This window comes from Thiolinea disciformis DSM 14473, assembly GCF_000371925.1.
In the GTDB taxonomy this organism is placed as follows: Bacteria; Pseudomonadota; Gammaproteobacteria; order Thiotrichales; family Thiotrichaceae; genus Thiolinea; species Thiolinea disciformis.
Genome location: NZ_AQVE01000059.1, coordinates 1 through 2,052, shown reverse-complemented (window position 1 = coordinate 2,052; position 2,052 = coordinate 1). Strand labels below are relative to the sequence as shown.

Genomic DNA, 2,052 nt, shown 5'->3' with positions numbered 1-2,052 from the left:
TAAGTGTGCACCCCATCATTCAGCAAATTACCATTCGCATCTAAGGTCTGGGCATTATTGCCCGCTAATACTAAGCGGTTGCTATTGGCTTGAAGGCTATAGAGCGTGTTAACGCCATTATCGGTTTTCGCGGTTCGATTACCATTGGCATCGTATTGGAAACTTTGGGACGCATTCGTAGCCGCATAACCCGTCAAACGACCTAGTACATCATAGCCAAAGCGTTTAGCTTTAGCGGCATCGCTGCTATTCCCGTAATAATTACCTACGGTATTATAACTCAGGACACCCATCGTGCTGCTTGAGAGTTTTCAGGTAATTATTCTGAATGATCTAAGTACTATTTACCATGTATAATTCTTAATACCTGACCAGTAGCTTTTAATAAGTCTATTTCAACGACACCACCTATAGACATATCACCTCTAAGGGTTTTGGGTAAAGATCCTGTAATTTTCCATACATTATTGTCAAGTAGCGCAATTAGTGGCTGTTCTGCTTTAATTGTTTCTTTTCCATAAATAAGAATGAGAACGCATTCTGCAACCTGAATAGCTGTCTTTCTATCAGGAATAAATCTCTCGCAATTTTCATCAATAACATGGCCTGCAAAATTTTCTATAACGCTTATATTTTCAGTGCTATTTTTATTAGGCACGCTATTATTAGTACATGAGTACTGTGTAAAATAAAATAATAATGCATAGATTAATTTATGGTTTTTTGTTTTTATACTCATTTTATTTTACCCAATTTGCTAATAGTGTTACTGTGCCATTGAAGTATGTTTTGATTACTTCACCAAGAAAAATTAAAAATTACTTATCTCTTTCCCACAAATATAAGATGTATATTTACTTGGGGCATCAATAAAAGGATAAGTCATGACTCCATCAGCTCTGAGAGAGAAACTGGTATCTAAAAATATAATTTCACTAAAAGTATCATATCCTTCAACTTTAATAATCTCTTTATCAATTGATTCTTCACATGTACCTTTTTTTTCATTATATAAGCGAAAATCTCCATAATTAGTAAGATAACCATTATCTAAGTATATTTTGCAAAAATAATGATTTTTCTGTGGCTTACAATCAAACCAATTACCACCATCTATACCTCCATACCATACTGCAGAACTAGGAATAGGATATACCCGCTTTGGTTGATAAATATCCAGAACATCTGAGTGACAACCTATACTACTAAATAGTAGGTATGTGGAAAGAACTGCCTTATTTAATTTTTTGATCTGTTTTACCATTTTATAGACTTTCCATCCCAAGATCCTGATTTTAGATAAGTTCCACCTTTAGAAGCAGCTGTATTTGCAAATGTATAACAGTTATTAAATATGATATTATAATCAGGACGATCTGGATTGTTTTTTACTGATTCCGCATAGTTAATAACATTATTTATATTTCCACCTTGATAGTATGTAAACGAAATCGCATTGTTTTTTCCATACTTAGTTGAAGCGGTTTTAAATAATGTATTTAAAGATGTAGTAGTGGGTAATTTTGTTTTTTTGTCGATAACAACATTGGGAACACTACCTAATCGAACGATACCTTTACGGGCAGTATCGTATCGACCATATTCATAATATTTAGTTAAACCTGTATCCTGATTAAGCCCGATTACTGCTGCGTGAAACAGCGGAACTCGACCAATACTCTCGATTTCAGTATCGACTCTAAATCCTGGATAAACAATTTGTAAAGCATCTTTTCCCTGAATATCAACTAAACTCAAAGGTCTTCCCTCTGCATAGGCAAACCCATTCATCCCCCCCTCCAACCCAATCGGATCACTTTGCACATACCGCCCCGTCTGCGGGTTATAATCGCGATGGAAGTTGTAATGCAATCCGGTTTCGGCATCATAGGTCTGCCCTGGGAATCGCTGGTTGTAGTGGAGTGTTACCCCATCCTGATCAGGGTCTTCATTGGGTTTGGTGTCGCCAAACGGTTTACTCTCCCACGACCATACGATTTTACCGCTCGCATCGCTTAATACACGTGGGGTATCAATCTGATCGGCATGAAT

General features: G+C 36.5%; 4 protein-coding genes. All 4 read right to left on the bottom strand.

The features are described from left to right. On the bottom strand, positions 1-293 hold a 293-nt coding region (locus A3IE_RS0119320; protein WP_026155044.1), incomplete at its 3' end, for a hypothetical protein. Between the two features lie 47 nt (positions 294-340). Further along, positions 341-739, bottom strand: a complete 399-nt coding sequence (locus A3IE_RS0119315; protein ID WP_020397254.1) for an NTF2 fold immunity protein — start codon at positions 737-739, stop codon at positions 341-343. Between the two features lie 72 nt (positions 740-811). Further along, positions 812-1,264, bottom strand: a complete 453-nt coding sequence (locus A3IE_RS0119310; protein ID WP_020397253.1) for a hypothetical protein — start codon at positions 1,262-1,264, stop codon at positions 812-814. Then, the coding region (locus A3IE_RS21530; protein WP_020397252.1) for an RHS repeat-associated core domain-containing protein at positions 1,258-2,052 on the bottom strand (795 nt) is incomplete at its 5' end. The genes A3IE_RS21530 and A3IE_RS0119310, both read right to left, overlap by 7 nt.

Bases quoted from the DNA above. Each gene is read 5' to 3' on its own strand.
- A3IE_RS0119310 (WP_020397253.1), bottom strand. From the start codon at position 1,264: ATGGTAAAACAGATCAAAAAATTAAATAAGGCAGTTCTTTCCACATAC.
- A3IE_RS0119315 (WP_020397254.1), bottom strand. From the start codon at position 739: ATGAGTATAAAAACAAAAAACCATAAATTAATCTATGCATTATTATTT.